We start from the raw sequence: 17,789 nt of genomic DNA, 5'->3' as shown, positions 1-17,789 counted from the left end.
GCATGGTCACCCCTGCAACGACATCGATGACCATGCCGGGACGGCAGGCCTGGACCGGTCGTGCCGGCTCGTTCCTGCGCTACGTCCGCCGCAACCCGCTGCTGGCGGTGGGGCTGGTCATCTTCCTCGGCCTGGTGTTGTTCTCCACCGCCGGCAGTCTGTTCGTGGACACGGTGAAGGCGCCGTATCCGCTGGCGGCACCGGCCAGCCTGGCGCCGTCGTGGGAGTATCCGTTCGGTACCGACGCGCAGGGCCGCGACATGCTCGCGGTGATGGTCGTGGGCACCCGGCTCAGCCTCAAGATCGGCCTGCTGGCCGGGTCGATCGGCCTGGCGGTCGGCATCGTGCTCGGCCTGATCTCGGCGTTCTACGGCGGCTGGATCGACAGCGCGATCCGCTGGATCGTGGACGTCATGTTCACCATCCCGAGCTTCCTGGTGATGGTGGTCATCGCCTCACTCCTGCAGCAGTACATCTCCATCGAGAACATGGCGTTCATCCTGGCGGCGTTCGCCTGGCCCGGGCCCACCCGCGGCATCCGGGCGCAGGTGCTGTCGCTGCGGGAACGCCAGTTCATCCAGATGGCCCGCCTGTCGGGGATGCGCGGGCCGGAGATCATCATCCGGGAGTTGCTGCCCAACCTCGCGCCGTTCCTGCTGGCGGGTTTCGTCGGTGCGCTGATCGGCGCCGTGTACGGCGCGCTCGGCCTGGAACTGCTCGGCCTGGGTTCCCAGCGCGAACCCACGCTGGGCATGACGTTCTTCTGGATGCAGAAGTACTCCGCACTGCTGCGCAACCTGTGGTGGTGGTGGGGCATCCCGATCGCCATCATCATTCTGCTGATCCTTTCGCTGTACTTCATCTCCTTCGCCCTCGACGAATGGGCCAACCCGCGTTCCCGGAGGTCCGTATGAGCTCCGCGTCCACCGCCGCTCCAGGGTCCTCGGCCTCCACGGGGTCCTCGACGAACCCGGCGCCGTCGGCGAGGCCGGTGCTGTCGGTACGCGACCTGCGGGTGGAGTACCACACCGACACCGGCGTGGTGCGGGCCGTGAACGGCATCTCCTTCGACCTGATGCCCGGTGAACGGATGGGACTGGTCGGTGAGTCCGGTTCGGGCAAGTCCACCGTCGCGCTGGCCCTGATGCGGATGATCCGCAGACCGGGCCGGATCGCCGGTGGGCAACTCCTCCTTGACGGCACCGACCTGGTGCCGCTGCCGGAGCGGGCGATGCGTGCCCGGCGGGCCCGGGAGATCGCGATGATTCCCCAGGGCGCGATGAACTCCCTCAACCCGGTGGCCCGGATCGAGGACCAGATCATCGACACTCTCGAGGACCACTCCGACGGGCGTACGTCCAAACGCGCGCTCCTGGACCGGGCCCGGGAGGCACTGGAGTCGGTCGGGCTGCGCCGCGAGGTGGGCCGGATGTATCCGCACGAGCTGTCGGGCGGGATGAAACAACGTGCCTGCATCGCGATCGCCGTCGCCATGCGGCCCAAGGTGGTGATCGCCGACGAGCCCACGTCCGCACTGGACGTCGTCGTGCAGCGTCAGGTGATGGACACCATCGTGCGCCTGCAGCAGGAGCTGCAGGTCGCGGTCATCCTGATCGGACACGACATGGGACTGATGGCGCAGTCGGTGGACCGGCTGGCCGTGATGTACGCCGGCAAGCTCGCCGAGCTGTCCCCCATCCGGGACATCTTCGCCGAACCCCTGCACCCGTACACCGACCTGCTGATCGAGAGCCTGCCCAAACTCGAGGACCGCGGCACGTTCCGCGGCATCCCCGGACTGCCGCCCTCGCTGAAGTCGCTGCCGCCGGGCTGCCTGTTCCATCCGCGGTGCCCGCGGGTGATGGACGTGTGCCGCACCACGGTGCCGGCCTACCGCGAGCACCGGCCCAACCAGTTCGCCGCCTGTCACCTGCACGAGGAGCACCATGGCGAAGCCGACCACTGACCAGGGTGTCACCACCGCGGCCGGAAGCGCGCGTACGCACGCACCGCTGATCGAGCTCCGCAACGTCACCAAGGTGTACGGCGGCCGGGTGCTGTCCCGTAACGCCACCGTCGCGCTGGACGACGTCTCGCTCACCGTCGCCGGCGACACGCCGCAGATCATCTCGGTGGTGGGCGAGAGCGGCAGCGGCAAGACGACGTTGGCGTCGCTGCTGATGGGCTTCATCTCGCCCACGTCGGGCACGATCCTCTACCAGGGCAGCGATGTCGCGAGCCTCGGTGGCGCCCGGATGCGGGAGTTCCGGCGCGACGTGCAGGCGGTCTTCCAGGACCCGTTCTCGGTGTTCAACCCGTTCTACAGGGTCGACCACGTGCTGACGGTCCCGATCGCGAAGTTCCGGTTGGCGAAGTCACGCGCGGACCGGCACGACCTGATGGTCTCGGCCCTGGAGACGGTGGGGCTGCGGGCGGACGAGACGCTCGGCAGGTATCCGCACCAGCTGTCCGGCGGCCAGCGCCAGCGGGTCACCGTGGCGCGGGCGCTGATGATGCGGCCCAAGCTGATCGTGGCCGACGAGCCTGTCTCGATGGTCGACGCCTCCCTGCGGGCGACGATTCTGGAGAGCCTGCGCACTGTCAACCAGACGTTGAAAGTGCCGATTCTCTACATCACCCACGACCTCGGCACCGCCTACCACGTGAGCGACCACATCCTGGTGATGTACCGCGGCACCATCGTCGAGGCCGGCGACGTCGAGTCGGTGATCAGTGCACCGAAGCACCCGTACACCCAACTGCTCATCGACTCGATCCCGTGGCCGGACCCACAGCGGCCGTGGGGACAGGAACGCACCGGACGTGGTGAGAAGGTGACCGTCCCGGAGGACCACCACGGTTGCCGGTTCGCCGACCGTTGCCCGGCGGTGATGGCGAGGTGTGTGGAGAACGCGCCGCCGCCCTACCTCACCGGGCCCGACCACGCCGCGACCTGCTTCCTGCACGCCGAGCAGCCCGCCCTGCCCAAGGAGAGGCTGAGCGAGCTGCTCACCGTGTCCGCTCCGAAGTCCTAGGGCTTCTTGCGGCCCTTGTAGGCGCAGGCGGTGTCGAGGTCGTCCGCGGCCTGCTTGACCGCGGTGCCGTTCTCGCTCTCGCGCAGCGCCTCCTTGACCCGGTTGTGGATGAAGTCGTAGTCGGGGTGCGCGGACCTGATCAGCTCGTTGGTGAACGCCACGTTGGTGACGTCGGCCTTCTTCACCTTCAGGGACAGGTCGACGACCGCCGGCAGCAGGCTCTGCGGGATGTCGGTCAGCACGATGTCCTTCGCCGTCCTGGCCAGCGCTTCGTACCTCGTGAGCAGCTTCACCGGGTCGGCCTGGTCGACGATCGCCTTGACGGTGCAGCGCTGCCGCCGCATCCGCGCGTAGTCGTCGGCGCCGTACCGCGCGCGGGCGAACCACAGCGCGTGGAACCCGTCGAGGTGCTTGTTGGGTCCGGGCAGGATCCAGCCGCCGGGCTTGAGGCCGGCCGACGACTCACCACCCATCGGGATCTTGGAATTGACGTTGACGGTGATGCCGCCCAGGGCGTCGACCAGCTCCCGGAAGCCCTCGAGGTTGACCAGTACGTAGTAGTCGATGTTCAGGCCGGTCGCGCCACCGGCGGCCAGCTTGACCGCGTCCGCACCCGGGTTGTCGCTCTTCAGCAGGCCGGGGAACTGCTCGGGAACGTTCCTGTAGACCGCGGTCAGCATCCACTCCAGCCTGTTGCCCTTGCCGTCGAAGATGCCGTTCGGGTACGCGTCGGCGAGGACCGATCCCTTCGGGAACGGAATCTTCTCCAGGTTGCGCGGAAGGCTGAAGAGCACGGTGTTGCCGGTGCGGGTGTCGATGCTGGCGATGATCACCGTGTCGGTGCGCACGCCCACCCGGTCCGGTCCGCCGTCGCCGCCGAGCAGCGCGATGTTCACCCTGGGCTTGCCGGCCCAGGGATTCTTCACCGACACGTGTTTGGGCGCGGTCGCGCTGCGGCTGTGCGAGCCGGCGAAGACGTTCTGTACGACGTCCTTCTGCACCAGCGCGTAGCGTCCGCCGACGCCGAGCGGCACCACGGTCACCAGCGCCAGCACCGCCACCAGGCCGTACCCCATGATCCGCTGGAACGTCGCTACGCCGCGCGGCAGCAGGGAGCGGTACGTCGCGATGATGACGCACACCCAGGCCAGTGCCAGAGCGGGCAGCACCGTGCCGATCACGACCAGCGCGCCGGGCTGAACCGCCCAGTGCAGCACGGTGTCGCGGTGCAGCAGCAACAGATAACCGAGGAAACCGGCGACGAGTGCGGCCAGCACCAGAATTGCCCAGCCGATCCGGCGCCGGCCCGCGATCACCAGACCACTGCCGGGAATGATCGTCCCGAGCACGGTGAGGCCCAGTGCCCGGCGGTATCCATGGTGGCGGCGGCGAGATTTGTCGTACTGTTCATAGTGGTACGACAAAGGCCCCTTGCCCTGCTCTTCGTCCTCGCGCATATCCGCAACCTCCCGCGTGCCGCTGAGTCCAAACCCGCCGGGCAGGACTCGTGGAAAGCCCGGAGAATGCTTTTTACTTTCTTTCCCCCATGCGATGTGCGGCGTCTGTCGTGGCCCGAATTCCGTGCTACGTAACAGGTCCCGGCGCCCTTCCCGGCGCCCACTCGTCCAACCCGAACACCGCGCACAGCTGTCGCTGCAGCGGATCCAGGTCGACAAGCACCCGACGCACCCGCGGCCGCCCGCCGGTCGACGGATAGGTGACGACGGTTTCCTCGATCCCGGCCAGCCGCGCGAAGAGGTCGCGCACCGACAGGTCCACTCCGGCGTGCTGCGCGCGCCGCCGCATCACGTGTGCAGCCGTGGTGGCGAGCAGGCACACCAGCGAGTGCACCGCCACGCGTTCGTCGGACCACCGCCACCGGGGCGACGGCGCGGCGGTCACCGGGGCGACGAACTGGCGCAGTGTCGACTCCAGCCGGTAGCGGGCGCGGTAGGCGGTGAGTACGTCGGCCACGGGCCAGTCCTCGTGGTCGGTGACCAGCACCTGTTTTCCGAACACCTCGTGCCGCAGCCGGCCGAGAGCCGCCTCGTCGACCTTCCAGCGCAGCCGCAGTCCCTCGTCACTGCTGGTCAGGCTGGTGGAGAGCACGCGTTCGACCCACCGGAAGCGGGTGATGCGGGCGACCTCGGCGGCCACCTGCTCCCGTGACCGGTGGAGGGTACGGCGTTCCAGGGACCCGGCGAGGTCGGCCAGCCGCCGGGTGGCGCTGCTCAGGTCGCGGGCGAGTGCCTGGGTCTGCGCCGCCCGCAGGGCGTTGGAGTGCACCAGGATGACCCGGCGGTCCACTCCGGCGACCCGGGCGCGGGTGTCCAGCGCGGTCACGCCCGGAAACCGTTCCCGATCCACCGCCCGCCGGCCGGTCGCCGGCCGAGCGGCCAGCTCGGGATGGTCGGTCAGCGGCAGCGAGGCGACGAAGTGCCGGCCGGCACGCGCGGCGAAGTCGACCTCGGCGGACTGGCCGGCGTCCACCACGACCGTCACCCGTCCCTGCCCACCCAGCCCGGCGTACCGGGCGGTGAGCCGATCACTGAGCACGGTGAACGCGGTGGTCGCCGGGTCACCGTGCCGGTAGAGCTCGGCGGTCAGCGGAACCGCGCCGTCCAGGGTGACCGCGGCCGCCAGGCCGGCGAGCCACGGCTCGCCGGCCGGGTCGTCGCCGCCGGCGTCGGTGGGACCTGCGTACGTCGTGAAGTGAGGTACGTCGAGCACGAGTACGGGCCCGGCCGGCTCCGCGCGGTCGGTCCCTCCGGCGAGCTCGCCCCGCAGCCGGTCGAGCACGCCCGCCTCGAGCAGCCGGCGCCGCTCCGGCCCCAGTCGTCCCATGGCCCGCCAGAACGCTCGGCGGTCCAGCGCACCCGGGTCGATCCTCGGGCGGACGAACCGCTGCGCCGCCGTGGTCGACCACCACTCCCCGAGGTCGACGTCGCCCGGCTCGGACTCGGGGGCGACCGCCTGGCGGGCCACCGCCAGCGCGAGGTAGGTGCCGACGGAGACCCGGCCACGGCCGGAGCCGACGAGACCGTCGACCAGGTCCACCACGGCGAGGTCGCTGAGCACCCGCCACACGGCCGCGACGTCACCGAACGCGAGGTGCCGGGTGTGCGTCGGCGTGGGCGCCGGGCCGCGCTCACCGGCCAGCGCGGCGGCGATGTCCTCCGCGCTGCCGAGGTAACGCTGAGCCACCACCCGTGGCGCTCCACCTACCCGGCCGGACTCCGCGAGGTAGTAGAAGGTCCGGCCGTTCACCGTCTTGCCGATCACCGACGCCATACTTTAGGTAATACCGTGCGGCAGTGGTTCTCGCCACCGGGCGATTCCGCTGTGACCAGCGCCAACGCCTCTCCAGCGGGTGTCAACGAAGGCTTGCCGTCGAAGCCCGGTGGCGGCGTGGTGGCGGGTGCCCGGCGTACCGGCCTAGCGTTCCGGACGTGGATTCCCAGCGCACGCAGCCGACCGCCACCTCCGCCACGACGGCCGCGACGGTCGCACCGCCGACGGCGAGCCCACCCGCGGAACCGGCGCCTCCGGCATCGGCGATGCGGCGGGCCCTGGCCCGGGCCGGCGCGGGCAAGACGCTGAACGTCGACGAGGCCGCCGTCCTCCTGCACGCCAGGGACGCCGACCTCGACACGCTCACCGGGCATGCCTCCCGGGTGCGCGACGCCGGCCTGGTCGCCGCGGGCCGCCCGGGCGTGATCACCTACAGCCGCAAGGTGTTCATCCCGCTGACCCGGCTGTGCCGGGACCGCTGCGGCTACTGCACGTTCGTGACCGTGCCCGGCCGGCTGCCCGCGCCGTACCTCAGTCCCGACGAGGTGCTCGACATCGCCCGCCAGGGCGCGGCGATGGGCTGCAAGGAGGCGCTGTTCACCCTCGGCGACCGGCCGGAGGACCGCTGGCAGGCCGCCCGCGACTGGCTGGACGAGGCGGGCTACGACGACACGCTCTCCTACGTACGCGCGATGGCGATCCGCGTGCTGGAGGAGACCGGGCTGCTTCCCCACCTCAACCCCGGCGTGCTGTCCTGGCGTGACCTGCAGCGGCTGAAGCCGGTCGCGCCGTCGATGGGGATGATGCTGGAGACCACCGCGCGCCGGCTGTTCACCGAGCGAGGCGGACCTCACTTCGGCTCACCGGACAAGGACCCCGACGTCCGGCTGCGGGTGCTGGAGGACGCCGGGCGCAGCGCCGTGCCGTTCACCACCGGTCTGCTCATCGGCATCGGTGAGACGCAGGCCGAACGCGCCGAGGCGTTGTTCGAGATCCGCCGGGTGGCCCGCACCTACGGCGGCATCCAGGAAGTCATCGTGCAGAACTTCCGCGCCAAACCGGACACGAAGATGCGGTCCGCGCCCGACGCCGACCTGCGCGACCTGGCCGCGACCATCGCGGTCGCCCGGCTCGTGTTGGGGCCGAGCGTGCGCATCCAGGCGCCGCCGAACCTCATCGACGACGAGTACGCACTGATGCTGGCGGCCGGCATCGACGACTGGGGTGGCGTCTCGCCGCTGACGCCGGACCACGTCAATCCCGAGCGCGCCTGGCCACAGGTGGCGGACCTGGCCCGGCGTACGGCCTCGGGCGGGTTCGAGCTGCGGGAGCGGCTGACGATCTACCCCGAGTACGTCCGGGCCGGCGAGCCCTGGCTCGACCCGCGTCTGCGCCGGCACGTCCAGGCGCTCGTCGACCCCGACACCGGGTTGGCCGACGAGGACGCGATGCCGGTGGGCCTGCCCTGGCAGGAACCCGACGGCGGCTGGCCGGCCGACGCCGGCACCGGTCGTACGGACCTGCACGTGACCGTGGACACCGAGGGGCGCACCGAGGACCGGCGCGGCGACTTCGACTCGGTCTACGGCGACTGGGACGAACTCGCCGGCCAGGTGTCCAGCGCGCCGCAACGCTTCGACGCCGATGTCAAGGCGGCCTTGCGCCGGGCCGAGAGCGACCCGGCCGGGCTGAGCGACGATGACGCGCTGGCACTGTTGCACGCCGACGGCGCCGAGCTCGAGACGCTCACCCGGATGGCCGACGACCTGCGCCGCGAGGCGGTCGGCGACGACATCACGTTCGTGGTGACCCGCAACATCAACTTCACCAACGTCTGTTACACCGGCTGCCGTTTCTGCGCGTTCGCCCAGCGGCGTACCGACGCCGACGCCTACACGTTGTCCCTGGAGCAGGTCGGCGACCGGGTGGACGAGGCGTGGGAGGCCGGCGCGACCGAGATCTGCATGCAGGGCGGGATTCACCCCGACCTGCCGGGTACGGCGTACTTCGACCTGGCGGCCGAGGTCAAGCGCCGTCAGCCGGACATACACCTGCACGCGTTCAGCCCGATGGAGGTCATCAACGGCGTCTCGCGTACGGATCTGCCGGTCCGGGAGTGGCTGCAACGTGCACACGAGGCCGGTGTGGACTCGTTGCCAGGCACGGCCGCGGAGATCCTCGACGACGACGTCCGCTGGACGCTGACCAAGGGAAAACTGCCAACGGCCAGCTGGGTGGAGGTGGTGAGCACCGCGCACGACCTCGGCATCCCCACCACCTCCACGATGATGTACGGCCACGTCGACACCCCCGCCCACTGGGTCGGCCACATCAAGCTGATCGCCTCCCTGCAACGCCGGAGCCTGGAGACCAACGGGCGGCCGGGGTTCACCGAGTTCGTGCTGCTGCCGTTCGTGCACACCAGTGCACCGATCTACCTCGCCGGACTGGCCCGCCCGGGGCCGACGGCGCGGGAGAACCGGGCCGTGCACGCGTTGTCCCGGTTGCTCCTGAACGGGCTGGTGGACAACATCCAGTGCTCCTGGGTGAAGCTCGGCGCCGAGCTGTGCCGTTCGGTTCTCGACGGCGGTGTCAACGACCTCGGCGGAACGCTGATGGAGGAGACGATCAGCCGGATGGCGGGCGCCGACAACGGCTCGTACAAGACGATCAGCGACCTGCGCGCACTGGCCGCGCCGACCGGACGCCCGCTGCGGCAGCGCACCACCGGCTACGGCGCACCCGATCCGGAACGCGTGGCTGCCGCCGAGGCGAGCGACGGAGTCTGCGCCGCCGTTCGCCGCCCCCTGCCGCTGCTGCGATGACCGCCCGGCACGGCGTGGTGCAGCGGGTGGCCATGACCAGGCTGCCCACGGAGTACGGCGAGTTCACCGCCTACGGCTATCGCACCCGCCGCGTGGACCACCTCGCGTTGGTGCGCGGCGACGTCGCCGGTGGCGGTGAGGACGCCGACGGCGCCGGGACGCTGGTCCGGCTGCACTCGGAATGCCTGACCGGTGACGTGCTCGGCTCGTTGCGCTGTGACTGCGGACCGCAACTTCGGCTTGCGCTGGCCATGATCGCCGAAGCGGGTAAGGGCGTCGTGGTCTATCTGCGCGGACACGAGGGACGCGGCATCGGCCTGGCGGCCAAGCTCGCGGCGTACGCGCTCCAGGACGACGGGCACGACACGGTCGACGCCAACCTGGCACTGGGGCTGCCCGCCGACGCCCGCGACTACGCCGACGCCGCGGCGATCCTGGCCGACCTCGGCGTGGGCAGGGTCCGGTTGCTGTCCAACAACCCGGCCAAGGCCGCGGGCCTTTCCGAGGGCGGCATCCGCGTTGCCGGACGCGAACCACTCGTGGTTGCGGCCAATCCGGAGAACGCCGGCTACCTCGCCACCAAACGGGACAGGTTCGGGCACATCCTGCCCACCGGTTGACCCGCCTGCCCGGGGTGTCCCTGGCATCGCGTCAAGGCCGCCTTGCGCTGCGGTTCGACGGGTGTGCCACCGCGTTCTTACGTACCTGCCTAGGTATGGCTACCGATGCACGACGACGGTCCTGGTGCAAGCGTGGGGAAGGTCCCACCAGATCGATGACCAAAGTCCCAAGGTTCCAAGGCCCCAAGGTCCACGCGATGCCTCCTAAGATCAACGCCACGCAGGAAGCCCTCCGGCACAGTTTCACGCCGACGGCGACCTCGCTGTCCGCCTCGGTGCCACCCCCGGCTCCCGCAGCCGTGCAGACCCTGCAGCCGTCCCCGGACGCCCCCCTCCACGAGCTTGGTTCGCAGTGGTGGCGTCGTGCGGTTGTGTATCAGGTGTATGTGCGGAGTTTCTGTGATGCTGATGGTGATGGTGTGGGGGATCTGGCGGGTGTGGTGGAGAAGTTGCCGTATCTGGCGGGTTTGGGTGTGGACGGGTTGTGGCTGAACCCGTTCTACGCCTCGCCTGGGCATGATCATGGTTATGACGTGGCTGATCACTGCGCGGTGGACCCGGCGTACGGGTCGCTGGAGTGCTTCGATCATCTGGTCGAGGCCGCGCACGGGCACGGGATCCGGGTGATCTTGGATGTGGTGCCCAACCACGCCTCGATCGCTCACCCCTGGTTTGCTGACGCGCTGGCCGCGGGGCCGGGCAGCCCGCAGCGGGCCCGGTTCCACTTCGCCGACGGCCGGGGCCCGGGCGGGCAGTTGCCGCCGAACAACTGGCGGTCCATCTTCGGCGGGCCGGCCTGGACCCGCATCAGTGAGCCGGACGGGTCACCGGGGCAGTGGTACCTGCACACCTTCGCCGCCGAACAGCCGGACTGGAACTGGACCCACCCCGACGTGCCCGCCCATTTCGAGCAGGTGCTGTCGTTTTGGCTGGACCGCGGCGTGGACGGGTTCCGGATCGACGTCGCCCAGGGCCTGCACAAAAAGCCCGGCCTGCCCGACCACCCCGACGCCGCCGCGGACGAGGCGACCGGTGACCCGGTCAACCCCCACGCCTGGAACCAGCCGGCCGTGCACCAGGTGTGGCGGTCCTGGCGGGCACTGGTCGAGACCTACACCGCCGCCGACGGGCGGGACCGGCTGCTGATCGGCGAGGTCGGGCTGACCGACCCCGCCGCCGTGGCCGACTACACCCGCCCCGGCGAACTCCACCACACCTTCTGCTTCCCCTTCGCCCACGCCACCTTCGACGCCCAGGCCTACCGGCGCGTCATCGACACCGCCCTGGCCCACCACCCAGGCGGGGTGGCCTGGGTCGCCAACAACCACGACCTGCCCCGCGCCGTCACCCGCCACACCCCCACCACCACCACCACCGAACAAGACGGTGAGGAGGGGCTGCCGGCCGGTGCCGACCCCGCACAGATCGGGCTGGCCCGCGCCCGCGCGCAGGCGGCACTGATGCTCGCCCTGCCCGGCGCGGTCTACCTCTACCAAGGCGAAGAACTCGGCCTGCCCGACGTCCTCGACCTCCCCGAAACGGTCCTCAAGGACCCCATGTACCACCGCAGCAACGGCACCCGCCCCGGCCGCGACGGCTGCCGCGTCCCCCTGCCCTGGACCACCAACCCCGACCACCACCACGGCTTCTCCCCACCCACCACCACCACCCCCGCCTGGCTACCCCAACCCCCCACCTGGGCCGACCTCGCCGCCGACACCCAACACCACACCACCACCTCCACCCTCAACCTCTACCGCCAAGCCCTCGCCCTACGCCGCACCATCCCCGACCTGACCACCCACACCCTCACCATCCACAACAACACCCCACCCGGACTCCTCGCCCTCACCCGCGGCACCCACCTCACCACCTACACCAACACCACCCACCACCCCATCCCCACACCACACCCCCACCCCGGCCAACCCATCCTCACCACCCACCCCACCCCCCACCCCCCAGACACCATCCCCCCAACACCACCGTCTGGTACCACCACGACAACCCCACCGACGACGAGGTGAGTGCCTGAGATCGTCAGGAGTCGCGGGGTGAGCAGGCCGGACTCGTAGGCGAGGACGACGAGCCGGGCGCGGTCGCGAACCCGCGGCGCGGGCAGGCGCCACCGCCGGGGCCCTACGCCGGGAGAAGTGGTTCGAGCAGCCGGTGCGGCTTGGCCATCGCGCGGTTGACGGGATCGTCACGGACCGGTCCGGCGCCGGGGCCGAGGCGGGTCTCCACCTCGGCGGGGGGAACGACGTACCCGCAGGCCGGGCAGGCGCCGGCGAGGTCGAGCCGCCGGCCGCACCCGGCGTGCCGGAACACCCGGCGCGGCTTGCCGGTGGTCCGATGGCGTTCGCCCCAGCGGGACAGCGCGTACAGCGCGGGCCACAGCTCCTGGCCCACCTCGGTGAGGACGTACTCGTCGCGCGGCGGGGACTCCTGGTAACGCTGCCGGGCCAGGACGCCTGCCTCGACCAGTGCCTGCAGGCGTTCGGTGAGCACGGCGCGCGGAATGCCGAGGTGGTCGGCGAAGTCGCTGAACCGGCGTACGCCGTAGAACGCGTCCCGCAGCACCAGCATCGTCCAGCGTTCGCCGACGAGCTCGAGCGCGCGCGCCAGCGAGCAGTCCTGTCCCTGGTAGTCCTTGCCGAGTGCCACGGCACCGATCCTACTCCTCGTTAGTTCGTTCACCGAACCAAGACCTGGTACGGTTGGCGACCTGTCGTCAGTTCGTTCACTGAACTCGTGATCCGGGGAGCAGCCGCCATGCCGACCATGCCGAACATGCCGGACAGATCGGGCCACCGACCGACCCTCACCCTGCTGGCCGCGTGCGTCTCGACACTGCTGGTGCTGATGAACTACACCCAGCCGATGACCGTGCTTCCGCAGATGGCCACCGACCTGCACGCCGGCCCCTCCGGGCAGACCTGGATCCTCAACGGCATCGCGCTCGGCCTGGCCTCCCTGCTTCTGGTCGCGGGCAGCCTGGCCGACAACCACGGGCGCCGGCTGATGTTCCTCCTGGGCACGGCGGTGTCCTTGGTGGGAAGCGTCATGGCCGCGACGGCGGGTACGACACTCGTCATGGTGCTCGCCCGGGTGGTGCAGGGCGGGGCGGGCGCGGCGATCCTGGTCGCAACGCTCGGCATCATCGGCCACGAGTTCCCGGCCGGGCACAACCGGGTGCGCGCGACCGGCATGTGGGGCGCAAGCCTCGGCGCCGGCATCGCGCTCGGGCCGCTCGCCTCCGCGGGCCTGGCCGCCGCGGCATCCTGGCGCGCGTTCTTCTGGGCGTACGCCCTCGCCTCGGCGGCCCTCGGCCTGCTCGGCGCGCTGACGCTCCGGGAGTCCCGTGCCGCCGTCCGCCGCCGCCCCGACGTGCCCGCGGTGGTGACGCTCGGCGCGGGAGTGGCCGTGCTGCTGGCCGCGGTCACGGCCGGCCGGCAGGGCTTCGGCCGGCCGCTGGTGCTGGCGCTGTTCGCTGGGGCGGTCCTGCTGCTCGGCGCCTTCGTCGCGGTGGAGGCCCGTACCCGAGAGCCCATGCTCGACCTCGGCCTGTTCACCCGGCCGGCGTTCCTGCTGTCGGTGGGCGGCGCCCTGATCACCGGCTTCGGCGTCATCGGGGTGATGAGCTATCTCCCGACCGCCTGGGAGCACACCCTCGGCTGGACACCACTGGCCACCGCCTGCTGGTTCGCGCTGTGGTCGGGTACGTCGTTCGCCGCCGCCACGCAGGCCCGCCGCGCGGGGCTGGGCGCGGACCACCAACTCGCCCTGGGCTTCGCCCTCGCCGGCGCGGGCAGCCTGCTTCTCCTCGGCTCGGCCGGCTCCTGGTCGCCGACGCGGACCGTCGCCGGGCTGGTTGTCGCGGGGATGGGCAGCGGCCTGCTGAACTCCGCCCTGGCCCGGTTGGCCATCGAGTCGGTGCCGGCCGGACGGGCCAGCATGGGCTCCGGGGCGAACAACACCGCCCGCTACATCGGATCGTCTCTCGGGGTCGCCGCCACGGTCGCCGTCGTGACCACCGCAGGTGCAGGACACGGCACCGGCGCCGGGACCGGGCACGTTGCCGGGCCCGGCGCCGCGCTCGGCACCGCCCACGGGGTCGACGTGGCTCTGGTCGCTGCCGCCGCACTGCTCCTCGTCACGGCGGCGCTGGTCCTCGCCCGCTCGCGCGCCGCACCGGCCGCTCCGCCCCGCACCCACGCCTCGGACAGCCTCGCCGACGGCGAAGGTGCCATCGTCGACCGGTCGGCCACCCCTGTCGGCGGGCAGTGAGAGGATCACTGGTCTGAGAACGCTCGGGACGGTCCGCGATTGGTCCCGGGAGCTGACAGGCACTCGATCGCGGCCCGAAGGCCGGAAGGGATGGCGGCGTGCTCGACGAGGACACCGCGCGGCCGGAGGGCGACTGGCTCGCCCGCCAGGTCGGCGAGCGCGCCGCGTTCGTGCTGACCACCTACGCCGTCCCATGCCTGCACTTCGCCCACGCCGAGGCGGCCAGGCTGTTCGACGCCACCGACTACCTCAACGCCACCGCGTACGGCCAGCTGCGCTACCACATCCTGTGCGAGGTCCTCGGCCGGGTGATCGAGCAACGCCTGCCGGCCGCAGACGTGCACCGGCCCAGCGACCGGATCGGCACGGCGTTCACTGTCGAGTTCGGTGGCCGGGTGGTCTACCCCTACAAGTACTCCGAGGGCGGAGCCGACCCCTACGCCGGATTCCGGCTGGCCGACGACGACGCCCTCAAGGGCCGACTGGCACCTGGTGACGCGCCCCGGCAGGGCATCCTGGCCGGCATGCCGGAGCTTCCGCCGGGGGAGCTTCTCGTGCTCGCCTGGGCCGGCAACCACCACGAGGGGCTGACCCGCGCGGTCCTCGGCGTCCCGGTCCTGCACGCCGGCCGGCTGCGCTGGGCGCACGGGCACGTGCTCGAACTCGACCTGCGGATCGGGCAGGACCACACCGGACGCGACGAGCAGGGTCGGCCCATCCTGGACCTGGACCGGATCGACGCGGAGCTGGGCATCGATTTCGACGCGATGTTCCCCCGCCTCGGACGGGGCTGACCAAAACCGCCTTCGCGTTTCACCGGGCAGGGCTTTTTCGCCGGGCAGGGCTTTTTCGCCGCCCAGGGCTTTTTCGCCCGGCAGGGCTTTTTCGCCCGGCAGGGCGGAAATAGTGTGCATTTCCGTTTTCGAAGCATGGCTTTTGCGGTGTCGATTTCGTGCCGGTCGGGATTCGCGACATTGCCGATTCACCCGCTCCCGATCGCTTCCGTCAATCTGCGGACGGGTATCGGCAGCCCGTCGGCGAACGCGAACAAAGCCCGCCGTACCACAGAAAGACCGGGGGTAGAAGCGCCATGCGAATACGGCTTCTCATCGTGGTGGGCACATTCATGACCGCACTCACGATGACGCTCGGACTGGTGCTCTATTTCGGCCGGGACAATCACACTCCCCCGCCGAGCCCCCCGCGCGCACTCGACGAGGGGCCGGTCGCCCTGGCCCCTCCCAACGCGAGCATCGGCCAGCTCCAGGACCACCTGCGCCGGCAGCCCCGGGACTACCTGGGCTGGGCGCAGCTCGGGGTGGCGTTGATCGACCAGGGCCAGGCCACCGTCGACCACACTCTCTACACCCAGGCCGACCGGGCACTGTCGAACTCGCTGCGGATCGAGTCCGACTACAACGACGTCGCCCTGCGGGGCCGGGCCGAACTCGCGTACCTGCGCAACGACTTCGGCGGCGCGATCAGCTGGGCCGACCAGGCGCTGTCGGTCAACGCCCGTGACCAGAGCAGCAACCTGCTGCGGATCGATGCGCTGATCAAACTCGGCCGCTACGACGAGGCCCTGCTCTCGGCGAAGGAGTTGTACGCCCTGGACCCCTCGGCGGGTGCGGTGATCCGGCTTGCCCGGCTGTCAGAGCTCAGCGGGAACCCTGCCCGGGCAAAGATGCTGCTCATCCGCGCGGGGGAACTCGCCACCGCCCGGACCGACCGGCTCCAGGTCTTCACCGCCCAGGGCGACCTCGCCCTCCGGCAAGGTGACTTCACCGCCGCCGCCAACGCCTACCGCGAGGCGCGTCGGATCGACCCGACGTACCCGCCGGCGGTGGCCGGCACGGCACAGGCGCTGTACACCCAGGGCCGGCTCACGACCGCGATCCGCTGGTACCGCGACCTCGCCCAGCGAGTTCCGGAGCCGGAGTACGTCGCCGAACTCGGCGACCTGTACACCGCCGCCGGCAAGACCGTCAGCGCCTCCAACCAATACGACGTGGTGAGTACGTGGCAGACCATCGCCAGCGACAACGGCGTCCGGGTGACCATGGACCTGGCCAACTTCGCCGCCGACCACGGCAAGCACCAACTGGCGCTCCGGCTCGCGAAGGCCGAGTGGAAGAAGCGGCACAGCATCGAGGTGGCGGACGCGGTCGCGTGGGCACTGCACGTCTCGGGCCAGGACAAGGAGGCGGTGCCGTTCGCCAACTACGCCGCCCGCACCGGCTACAAGGACGCGAACTTCCTCTACCACCGGGGCATGATCGAACGGGGAGTCGGCAACACTGCCCGCGCTCGCGAACTGCTGACCGAGGCGCTGAAGCTGAACCCGCGCTTCTCACCGCTGCAGGCGCCGCTGGCGCGCAAGGCCCTGCAGGACCTGAAGGCCGGGCCTAGCACCAAGCCGAGCGCCAAACCGAGCACCACGCCGAGCGCCAAACCGAGCACCACACCGAGCACCACACCGAGCACCACACCGAGCACCACACCGAGCACCACACCGAGCACCACACCGAGCACCACACCGAGCACCACACCGAGCACCAAACCGAGCACCACGCCGAGCGCCAAACCGAGCACCACGCCGAGCGCCAAACCGAGCACCACGCCGAGCGCCAAACCGAGCACCACGCCGAGCACCTGACGCACCTGTCCGTTCAGGCGTCGAGCGCGTGCAGGCCGTCTCGTACGGCCTGCACGTGGCCCGCGAACCAGTCGCCGCCGGCGGCATGTTCCCAGACCAGCGCGTACAACGACCACAGCACACGGTAGAGCACGATCCGGCGGTCGAACTCCGCGTCCCGGTCGGGCTGGTAGCCACGCAGGACGAGTGCGAGCGAGGCGTCGCCGGCCCGTGAGTAGCGGCCGAACTCGTACGCCGGGTCGCCGACGGTCGCGTCTCCCCAGTCGATGATGCCGGTCAGCCGGCCCCGCTCGGCGAACACGTGCCGCGGATGCAGGTCCGCGTGCAGGAGTACGCCGCGACGGTCGCCGTCCCTGCCGCTCCCACCACCGGTCCCGTACGCCAGCAGGCCGGCGTCGGCGGCGAATGCCGACCGCACCCGCTCGGCCAGCGGCTCGTCCAGAATCTTCTCCGCCACCAGGGCGGGGAGCTCGGCCAGCGGACGGGCGACGACGTCGGCCCACGTCGACTCCCGCCCGTGCACCTGAGCCGGCGGCCCGCCGCGTTCCCCCGGCCCGCCGCGGCCGGACGCGGTGAGCAGGCCGTACCCCTCGACCTCGATCTCGTGCACCGCACGCAGCCACCGTCCGGCCGTCTCCAGCGCGGCGTCCGCGTCGTCGACATCGTCGACCGGAGCGCCGGGCAGGCGGCGCATCAGCAGGTACGGCAGGGCCAGCGTGTTCCGGTCCGCGTCGACGGCCACCACCTCCGGCACCGGCACACCCACCGCGCGGACTCGCTCGCACGCCCACGCCTCGGACACCACCGCGTGGGCGTCTCCGGCCTTGAGCACGAAGTCGCCGCGGCCTGTGGTGACGAGGAAGTCCTGGTTGCCGACGAACCCGGCGAGCGGCCGGACCGCGTCGACCGGCGCACCCACCTGCGTCCGCACCGCGGCCGCGACCTCCGCGTCCGGCAGGCGTTCGCCCATCGCCTCGTACAGATGCACCTCGGTGTTCGTCATCGCACCCACCCTTCCCGCCGAGCCGCAGTGACAGTACCGGAGCCACCGGGACCCACTGGACCCCACCGGGAC

Annotated in this window: 13 protein-coding genes; 9 read left to right on the top strand and 4 right to left on the bottom strand. The window is 70.9% G+C overall.

Annotated features, from left to right (window positions below; genetic code table 11):
* Positions 1-2 precede the first annotated feature (2 nt).
* Genes BLU27_RS08500 through BLU27_RS08490 form a run of 3 tightly spaced genes read left to right on the top strand, consistent with a single transcriptional unit; the run spans position 3 to position 3,035 of the window.
* Complete coding sequence (locus BLU27_RS08500) at positions 3-914, top strand: ABC transporter permease (protein ID WP_197681740.1); 912 nt, start codon at positions 3-5, stop codon at positions 912-914.
* Positions 911-1,966 carry an ABC transporter ATP-binding protein gene (locus tag BLU27_RS08495; RefSeq protein WP_241827855.1) on the top strand — a complete coding sequence of 352 codons (1,056 nt, stop codon included), beginning with the start codon at positions 911-913 and terminating at the stop codon, positions 1,964-1,966. Before BLU27_RS08500 ends, BLU27_RS08495 begins: the two co-directional genes overlap by 4 nt.
* Positions 1,947-3,035 carry an ABC transporter ATP-binding protein gene (locus BLU27_RS08490; protein WP_092652178.1) on the top strand — a complete coding sequence of 363 codons (1,089 nt, stop codon included), beginning with the start codon at positions 1,947-1,949 and terminating at the stop codon, positions 3,033-3,035. The genes BLU27_RS08495 and BLU27_RS08490 overlap by 20 nt, the downstream gene beginning before the upstream one ends.
* Here the strand turns inward: BLU27_RS08490 and BLU27_RS08485 are convergent.
* Together BLU27_RS08485 and BLU27_RS08480 are read right to left on the bottom strand one after the other, a co-directional pair.
* Entirely contained in the window at positions 3,032-4,492 is a 1,461-nt protein-coding gene (locus tag BLU27_RS08485; protein WP_092652176.1) for an LCP family protein, read from the bottom strand. The two genes, BLU27_RS08490 and BLU27_RS08485, sit on opposite strands and share 4 nt — an antisense overlap.
* A 127-nt stretch (positions 4,493-4,619) precedes the next feature.
* Positions 4,620-6,326: an IS1634 family transposase gene (locus tag BLU27_RS08480; RefSeq protein WP_092652174.1), complete on the bottom strand. Its 1,707-nt coding sequence runs from the start codon at positions 6,324-6,326 to the stop codon at positions 4,620-4,622.
* Between the two features lie 158 nt (positions 6,327-6,484).
* Between BLU27_RS08480 and BLU27_RS08475 the strand changes: the two genes are divergently transcribed.
* The 3 genes from BLU27_RS08475 (at position 6,485) to BLU27_RS08465 (ending at position 11,798) form a co-directional block, all read left to right on the top strand.
* Positions 6,485-9,151, top strand: a complete 2,667-nt coding sequence (locus tag BLU27_RS08475) for a bifunctional FO biosynthesis protein CofGH (RefSeq protein ID WP_277869287.1) — start codon at positions 6,485-6,487, stop codon at positions 9,149-9,151.
* On the top strand, positions 9,148-9,771 hold the full coding sequence (gene ribA / locus BLU27_RS08470; RefSeq protein WP_092652170.1) for a GTP cyclohydrolase II: 624 nt from the start codon (positions 9,148-9,150) through the stop codon (positions 9,769-9,771). The genes BLU27_RS08475 and ribA overlap by 4 nt, the downstream gene beginning before the upstream one ends.
* Before the next feature lie 419 nt (positions 9,772-10,190).
* Positions 10,191-11,798: an alpha-amylase family glycosyl hydrolase gene (locus BLU27_RS08465; RefSeq protein ID WP_241827854.1), complete on the top strand. Its 1,608-nt coding sequence runs from the start codon at positions 10,191-10,193 to the stop codon at positions 11,796-11,798.
* A gap of 112 nt (positions 11,799-11,910) precedes the next feature.
* On the opposite strand, the gene BLU27_RS08460 is transcribed toward BLU27_RS08465, so the two are convergent.
* Positions 11,911-12,435, bottom strand: coding sequence for a winged helix-turn-helix transcriptional regulator (locus BLU27_RS08460; RefSeq protein ID WP_092652166.1), 525 nt, complete (start codon positions 12,433-12,435; stop codon positions 11,911-11,913).
* A 126-nt stretch (positions 12,436-12,561) separates the two neighbouring features.
* Here BLU27_RS08460 and BLU27_RS08455 point away from each other — a divergent pair, with 126 nt between their 5' ends.
* The 3 genes from BLU27_RS08455 to BLU27_RS08445 all read left to right on the top strand — a co-directional run bounded on the left by BLU27_RS08455 (position 12,562) and on the right by BLU27_RS08445 (position 16,714).
* Positions 12,562-14,058, top strand: coding sequence for an MFS transporter (locus BLU27_RS08455; protein WP_092657389.1), 1,497 nt, complete (start codon positions 12,562-12,564; stop codon positions 14,056-14,058).
* A 98-nt stretch (positions 14,059-14,156) separates the two neighbouring features.
* Positions 14,157-14,852, top strand: coding sequence for a hypothetical protein (locus BLU27_RS08450; protein ID WP_092652164.1), 696 nt, complete (start codon positions 14,157-14,159; stop codon positions 14,850-14,852).
* A gap of 332 nt (positions 14,853-15,184) precedes the next feature.
* The gene (locus BLU27_RS08445) at positions 15,185-16,714 is read left to right on the top strand and encodes a tetratricopeptide repeat protein (RefSeq protein WP_157728338.1); all 1,530 of its coding nucleotides are present in this window, start codon (positions 15,185-15,187) and stop codon (positions 16,712-16,714) included.
* A 13-nt stretch (positions 16,715-16,727) separates the two neighbouring features.
* On the opposite strand, the gene BLU27_RS08440 is transcribed toward BLU27_RS08445, so the two are convergent.
* Positions 16,728-17,717: an aminoglycoside phosphotransferase family protein gene (locus BLU27_RS08440; RefSeq protein WP_092652160.1), complete on the bottom strand. Its 990-nt coding sequence runs from the start codon at positions 17,715-17,717 to the stop codon at positions 16,728-16,730.
* Between the last annotated feature and the right edge of the window lie 72 nt (positions 17,718-17,789).

Origin of the sequence: Actinopolymorpha singaporensis (assembly GCF_900104745.1) — a bacterium.
Taxonomy (GTDB): Bacteria; Actinomycetota; Actinomycetes; order Propionibacteriales; family Actinopolymorphaceae; genus Actinopolymorpha; species Actinopolymorpha singaporensis.
The sequence above is the reverse complement of the archived record's forward strand: the minus strand, read 5'-3'. Positions and strand labels throughout refer to the sequence as shown.

Coding starts and splice junctions, on each gene's coding strand:
- BLU27_RS08500 (WP_197681740.1), top strand. CDS start 3: ATGGTCACCCCTGCAACGACATCGATGACCATGCCGGGACGGCAGGCC.
- BLU27_RS08495 (WP_241827855.1), top strand. CDS start 911: ATGAGCTCCGCGTCCACCGCCGCTCCAGGGTCCTCGGCCTCCACGGGG.
- BLU27_RS08490 (WP_092652178.1), top strand. CDS start 1,947: ATGGCGAAGCCGACCACTGACCAGGGTGTCACCACCGCGGCCGGAAGC.
- BLU27_RS08485 (WP_092652176.1), bottom strand. CDS start 4,492: ATGCGCGAGGACGAAGAGCAGGGCAAGGGGCCTTTGTCGTACCACTAT.
- BLU27_RS08480 (WP_092652174.1), bottom strand. CDS start 6,326: ATGGCGTCGGTGATCGGCAAGACGGTGAACGGCCGGACCTTCTACTAC.
- ribA (WP_092652170.1), top strand. CDS start 9,148: ATGACCGCCCGGCACGGCGTGGTGCAGCGGGTGGCCATGACCAGGCTG.
- BLU27_RS08455 (WP_092657389.1), top strand. CDS start 12,562: ATGCCGGACAGATCGGGCCACCGACCGACCCTCACCCTGCTGGCCGCG.
- BLU27_RS08445 (WP_157728338.1), top strand. CDS start 15,185: ATGACCGCACTCACGATGACGCTCGGACTGGTGCTCTATTTCGGCCGG.
- BLU27_RS08440 (WP_092652160.1), bottom strand. CDS start 17,717: ATGACGAACACCGAGGTGCATCTGTACGAGGCGATGGGCGAACGCCTG.